Genomic DNA, 5,258 nt, shown 5'->3' on the forward strand with positions numbered 1-5,258 from the left:
TCTTCGAGGCATCGACATGGGTGACCTCGGCACCGGCGCGAGCCGCCACCAAGGAAGCGAGACCGGTATAGCCGAACAGGTTCAGCACCTTGACCGGTCGCTTCGCCGCCGCGATCAGCCCGGCCATGTGGTCCCAGTGGGAAGCCTGCTCGGGAAAGACGCCGACATGACGAAACGAGGTGAAACGGCCGAGATAGTCGATGCCGTCATGCTTCATCGGCCAGGTCTCGCCGAGCGGCAGCTTCGGGAAACGCCAGCGGCCGATCCCCTCCTCGTCGGTGTCTCCGGTGAAGACGGCGTCGGCGCGCTCCCATTCCTTTGCCGGCAAGGCCTTTTGCCAGATCGCCTGGCCCTCTGGCCGCACGATCCGGTAGGGGCCATATTGTTCGAGCTTCTGGCCGGTGCCGCTGTCGAGCAGCGCATAATCGGCATTGGGCGCCACTTCCAGGATCACGGGAAGATGTTCAGTGGGCAGAGCGCCTTCGCGGCGGGCCAGGATGCGCGGCGCCGAGTTCGGTTCGGAACGATTTTCCGTCTTCGCCTCATGGCGCTCGCGCGGTGGCGCTTCCGGTCTGGCAGGAGCCTGGCCGGGACGCGGGCGTGACACGTCCGCCGCACTCTTGGCGGATGGATGTGGACGGTTGTCGCGGCGTTTGTCGCGAAAAGACTTCAAGCGGGGGCAACTCCGAACGGCGTGGCCGCTTTTGACATAGGGCAACCGGCTTCGCAACCAAGTCCGACAGGTCGGCCTCTCCGGTTTATGTCTGCCGGCGATGGACCAATGTCAAAGAAACAGGCAAATCTGCTCGATGTCCCGCTCCGAACGCCTACTCGACCTCATACAGTGCTTGCGCCGGCATCGCCGGCCGGTGAGCGGGCACATGCTTGCCGACGAGACGGGCGTTTCGATCCGCACGCTCTACCGCGACATCGCCACGCTGCAGGGCCAGGGCGCGCCGATCGAAGGTGAGGCGGGGTTGGGTTATGTGCTCAAGCCCGGCTTCATGCTGCCGCCGCTGATGTTCAGCGACGAGGAGATCGAAGCCATTGTGCTCGGCTCGCGCTGGGTCGCCAGGCAGCCGGACCAGCGTCTCTCGGCCGCCGCCGCCAACGCGTTGGCCAAGATCGCAGCCGTGCTGCCCGACGATCTGCGCGAGGATCTTGACGCGAGCACACTGCTGGTCGGGCCTCCTGCCGCGGCCACCGAGGGCATCGATCTTGGTCTGGTGCGGCAGGCCATCCGCAACGAGCGCAAGCTCGGCTTTCTCTACCGCGATGCCGGCGGGGCCGTGTCCCAGCGCGTCGTCTGGCCATTTGCGCTGGGCTTCTTCGACAAGGTGCGGGTGGTGGTGGCGTGGTGCGAGATGCGGCAGGATTTCCGGCATTTTCGCGCCGATCGCATCGCCGAACTCCAAGCAATGGACACGCGCTATCCGCGTCGTCGCCAGGCGCTGCTCAAGGAATGGCGAACGACGCTCGACAAGCCGCGTGGTTCGCGATGACTGCTGCCATATTCTGACAGTAGCCTATCGTATGTTCGTCAAGTCGAAACACCGAACCTTGGAGAGCAGATATGGCCACCCCGAATTTCGTCATCCTCTATGTCGACCAGCCGCAGCAGAGCGGTGCCTTCTACAGCGCGCTGCTCGGTCGTGAGCCGGTCGAAAGTTCGCCGACCTTCGTGCTGTTCGTGCTCGATGCCGGCTTCAAGCTCGGCCTGTGGTCGCGCCATACGGTGGAGCCGGCAGCCGCCACGTCAGGCGGTGGCGCCGAAATCGTGTTTGCGCTGGATACGCCCGATGCGGTCGATGCCGCCCATGCCGACTGGTCCGGGCGCGGGCTGAAGATCCTGCAGACGCCGACCGACATGGATTTCGGCCGTACTTTTGTCGCGCTCGATCCCGATAATCATCGCCTGCGCGTCTACTGGCTGTCCGACGGGGAACAGGCCAATGGGGAACAGAAATGAGCGCGTATTGGATAGCGGTGGCGTCGGCCGAGCATGTCCGGCGTGGTCGCACAGCCGGCTTCATGCAGGTCAACCACGGCAAGGCGGCACCGCTGCGTCGCGTCAAGCCGGGTGATGGCGTCGTCTACTATTCGCCGACCACTGTTTTGGGCGAGAAAGACGGCCTGCAGGCTTTCACGGCGATAGGCATCGTGCGGGAAGGCGAGCCTTATCAGGGCGATATGGGCGCCGGCTTCACGCCGTTCCGCCGCGATGTGGCATGGGCCAAGGCCGAGGAAGCGCCGATCAAGCCGCTGCTCGACAGGCTGGACTTCACCGCGGCCAAGTCGAACTGGGGTTATCAGCTTCGCTTTGGCCTTTTTGAAATCGGGGATCACGATTTTCGTGTGATCGCCGAGGCGATGGGCGCCGAAATGGGTGCGACGGTAAACTAGGCCGTGAGCGCCTTGTAGACGGCAATGCCGGCGGCAAGATCCTCGAGCGCCGCTCCGACCGACTTGAACAGCGTGATCTCACCGGCGCTCTCGCGGCCCTTCTTCCGGCCGCGCGCCAATTCGTGCAGATCGGCGACGATGGCTTCCGGTTTCAGCACGCCGGAGGCCAGCGGTTGGACGATGTCGCCGGCTTCCTTGGTGGCGCCGGCGCGGGTGTCGACATAGACGCGGGCAAGCCTGATCGCATCGTCATCGCTCTCGCGCATCGTCGGCGTAAAGCCGCCGACCAGGTCGACATGGGTTCCCGGCCGCAACAATGCGCCCTTGATCAACGGCGTGGTCGTGATCGTCGCCGAGGAGACGATGTCGGCCTGCCCAAGCTCCGTATCGAGATCGCTTGCCGCACTGGCGGCGAAGCCCTGGGCGCACAGATCGGCCGCGACTTTCTCGGCATTGGCCGGGGTGCGGTTCCAGATGCGGATGGTCTTGATGGGCCGCACGGCCGAGTGCGCCTTGGCGAGGAAGGGCGACAGCGCGCCGGCGCCGACCACAAGCAGCCGCGAGGCATCGTCGCGGGCGAGATAGGAGGCCGCGAGCGCCGAAGCACAGGCGGTGCGCCATTGTGTCAGCCGCTGGCCGTCGATCAGGGCCTCGGGTTCGCCGGTGGCGCCGTTGAGCAGAAGATAGAGCCCCATCACCGCGGGCTTGCCGATGGCATTGTTGTCGGGCGACACGGTGACGATCTTGACGCCGACGTGACCGCCGGCCGACGTGCCGGCCGCGTTGAGATCGGTCCAGGCCGGCATCAAAAGCAGTGTGGAGGCGGCACCATCGGGCCGCTCGATCGTATGATGATGCCTGACAGGCTGCACCGCGCCGTCGCGAAACGCCATGCGCAGCGTCTCGACCAGCCGGGGAAAGGTCAGCGCATGGTCGACCTCTGCGGCCGAAATGGTCAGCATGAAAAACTCCGTGAGGACAAAACCGCCGATTGGCGGCTCAAGCGGTCGGCTTCGGCAATGCTGCCTCCTGGGCGGACCCCGGTGCCTGGCTTTGTGATACCGCCGGCGCACGGCTGACCGCCTGGCGCAGGTTCTCGGCTTCGACGCCGCGCTGGCGCGCCAGCTTGCGATAGCGACCCTGTTTGACCCACGTAGCCAGACTGCCGACGATCATGCCGATGGCGAGCGCCAGGAACAGGAAGATGAACAGCGGCAAAGTCAGGGTCAGCTTCGGATTGCCGGGATTGAACGGGTCCAGCGTGAAGGCGACCAGTTCGCGGTTGGCGACAGCGAGTGCGATCAGGATGATCGCCAGGGGCACGAAGATCGCGATAAGGATGAAGCGATTGAACATGATGTTTTCCGTCGGAAGCTGGCCTGTCCGAAAGGCCGTCAGGCGCTGGCGTCGCGCCTACTTGCCGCCGTTCAGCCTTTCACGCAGTTCCTTGCCGGTCTTGAAGAACGGCACCCATTTCTCCTCGACCTCGACGGATTCGCCGGTGCGCGGATTGCGTCCGGTGCGGGCGGGACGATTTTTCACCGAAAAAGCGCCGAAGCCACGCAACTCGACCCGGTTGCCTTCGGCAAGGGCGTCGGTGATTTCATCAAAGATCGCGCCGACGATGTTTTCGACGTCGCGCAGGAAAAGATGCGGATTGCGCGTGGCAATAATCTGCACAAGTTCGGACTTGATCATGAGACGGGTCCCCGTGAAAGCAGTGCGGTCAAAATTATGAGGATGATTTTATTTGCTTTTTTCACTTGCCCCAAACGGCTTCTCAAGGGTGCCAGACGGAAACGAGACCGTCAAGAAACAAGCGGTCGGCTCCGAGTTCATGGATGACGTCGCTGCTGTAGGCGGGCAGGCCGAGCGCACTGCCGATCGTTTGCGCCATCGCTTTCGAGAACAGGAAGCCGCTGCGCCGTTCGGTATCCTTCCACTCGACGACCTTGAGCTTGGCATCGACGCCCTTGGTCGCCAGCCAGTCGACCGCCACGGCCTCGCCGCCGACGGCGTCGATCAGCCCGTTGGCAACGCCCTGGCGACCGGTGAATATCGAGCCGTCGGCAAGCGCCAGCGCTTGTTCGCGGCTCATCTTGCGGCGTTCGGCGACGATGTCGACGAACCAGTTGTAACTGTCGAGGATGAGCTTGCGAACCATGGCGCGCTCGTCGTCATTGGTCGGCTTGAAGGGAGAGGGCGCGGCTTTCAGCGGCGAGGATTTCACCTCCTCCAGCTTGACGCCGAGTTTGTCCATCAGGCCGCTGACGTCGGGATACTGGATCAGCACGCCGATCGAGCCGACGATCGAGGTCTTGCGGGCAACGATGTGATCTGCGGCACTGGCGATCATATAGCCCGCCGATGCGGCGAGCGTGCCGACTTCCGCCACCACCGGCTTGTCGGCGGCCAGCTTGCGCACTTCTTCATAGATCGATTCACCGCCAACGGTGGTGCCGCCAGGCGAATCGATCGACAGGATCACGCCTTTCACCTTCGATGAAAGACGGATGGTTTCCAGCCGCTTGATCAGTTCCTCGTCCTCGGTGATCGTGCCTTCGATCTTGACCTTGGCAATATGGTCGACCGTCGAGCCGCCGAAATCGTCGCCATAGAACCAGGTTGAAAGCGCAATCACCCCAAGGGCTATAATGCCTATGGCGACGACGCGCCAGAATGTCAGCTTGCGCCGCAAACGGCGGCGGTCGATCAGGTCGTCGGCTCTCAGTGCCATGGTCAGCCTTTCAGTCGGCGGGAGGAGACGCTTTTAGACCATGATCCTCCCATCTGGAAGCAGTTCTCTTTTGCGCATGCCGAGACAAGTCGGCGCCTGGACGTGAGGTGGCTATCCG

General features: G+C 63.6%; 7 protein-coding genes and 1 pseudogene. 3 read left to right on the forward strand and 5 right to left on the reverse strand.

Annotated elements, in window-relative coordinates:
• Positions 1 to 673: pseudogene (locus tag EN925_RS22145) on the reverse strand (class I SAM-dependent rRNA methyltransferase); the annotation flags it as partial.
• A gap of 136 nt (positions 674 to 809) precedes the next feature.
• On the opposite strand from EN925_RS22145, the gene EN925_RS22150 reads away from it, so the two are divergent.
• The 3 genes from EN925_RS22150 to EN925_RS22160 all read left to right on the forward strand — a co-directional run bounded on the left by EN925_RS22150 (position 810) and on the right by EN925_RS22160 (position 2,403).
• Positions 810 to 1,502: a YafY family protein gene (locus tag EN925_RS22150; RefSeq protein ID WP_063169010.1), complete on the forward strand. Its 693-nt coding sequence runs from the start codon at positions 810 to 812 to the stop codon at positions 1,500 to 1,502.
• 71 nt (positions 1,503 to 1,573) lie between these two features.
• Complete coding sequence (locus tag EN925_RS22155; RefSeq protein ID WP_013529579.1) at positions 1,574 to 1,969, forward strand: VOC family protein; 396 nt, start codon at positions 1,574 to 1,576, stop codon at positions 1,967 to 1,969.
• A complete protein-coding gene (locus tag EN925_RS22160; RefSeq protein WP_127368691.1) occupies positions 1,966 to 2,403 on the forward strand; it encodes an EVE domain-containing protein in 438 nt (145 codons plus the stop codon). The genes EN925_RS22155 and EN925_RS22160 overlap by 4 nt, the downstream gene beginning before the upstream one ends.
• Here EN925_RS22160 and EN925_RS22165 read toward each other — a convergent pair.
• The 4 genes from EN925_RS22165 to sppA form a co-directional block, all read right to left on the reverse strand.
• Positions 2,400 to 3,365 carry an ornithine cyclodeaminase family protein gene (locus EN925_RS22165; RefSeq protein ID WP_064995564.1) on the reverse strand — a complete coding sequence of 322 codons (966 nt, stop codon included), beginning with the start codon at positions 3,363 to 3,365 and terminating at the stop codon, positions 2,400 to 2,402. The two genes, EN925_RS22160 and EN925_RS22165, sit on opposite strands and share 4 nt — an antisense overlap.
• A gap of 37 nt (positions 3,366 to 3,402) precedes the next feature.
• Positions 3,403 to 3,759, reverse strand: coding sequence for a DUF1049 domain-containing protein (locus EN925_RS22170; protein ID WP_064995565.1), 357 nt, complete (start codon positions 3,757 to 3,759; stop codon positions 3,403 to 3,405).
• 57 nt (positions 3,760 to 3,816) lie between these two features.
• Positions 3,817 to 4,101, reverse strand: a complete 285-nt coding sequence (locus tag EN925_RS22175; RefSeq protein WP_006200394.1) for an integration host factor subunit beta — start codon at positions 4,099 to 4,101, stop codon at positions 3,817 to 3,819.
• A gap of 82 nt (positions 4,102 to 4,183) precedes the next feature.
• Complete coding sequence (gene sppA / locus EN925_RS22180) at positions 4,184 to 5,140, reverse strand: signal peptide peptidase SppA (RefSeq protein WP_127368692.1); 957 nt, start codon at positions 5,138 to 5,140, stop codon at positions 4,184 to 4,186.
• Between the last annotated feature and the right edge of the window lie 118 nt (positions 5,141 to 5,258).

The organism is Mesorhizobium sp. M7A.F.Ca.US.006.04.2.1, assembly GCF_004022915.1.
In the GTDB taxonomy this organism is placed as follows: domain Bacteria; phylum Pseudomonadota; class Alphaproteobacteria; order Rhizobiales; family Rhizobiaceae; genus Mesorhizobium; species Mesorhizobium ciceri.

Bases quoted from the DNA above. Each gene is read 5' to 3' on its own strand.
- EN925_RS22175 (WP_006200394.1), bottom strand. From the start codon at position 4,101: ATGATCAAGTCCGAACTTGTGCAGATTATTGCCACGCGCAATCCGCAT.
- EN925_RS22170 (WP_064995565.1), bottom strand. From the start codon at position 3,759: ATGTTCAATCGCTTCATCCTTATCGCGATCTTCGTGCCCCTGGCGATC.
- EN925_RS22155 (WP_013529579.1), top strand. From the start codon at position 1,574: ATGGCCACCCCGAATTTCGTCATCCTCTATGTCGACCAGCCGCAGCAG.
- EN925_RS22160 (WP_127368691.1), top strand. From the start codon at position 1,966: ATGAGCGCGTATTGGATAGCGGTGGCGTCGGCCGAGCATGTCCGGCGT.
- sppA (WP_127368692.1), bottom strand. From the start codon at position 5,140: ATGGCACTGAGAGCCGACGACCTGATCGACCGCCGCCGTTTGCGGCGC.
- EN925_RS22150 (WP_063169010.1), top strand. From the start codon at position 810: ATGTCCCGCTCCGAACGCCTACTCGACCTCATACAGTGCTTGCGCCGG.
- EN925_RS22165 (WP_064995564.1), bottom strand. From the start codon at position 3,365: ATGCTGACCATTTCGGCCGCAGAGGTCGACCATGCGCTGACCTTTCCC.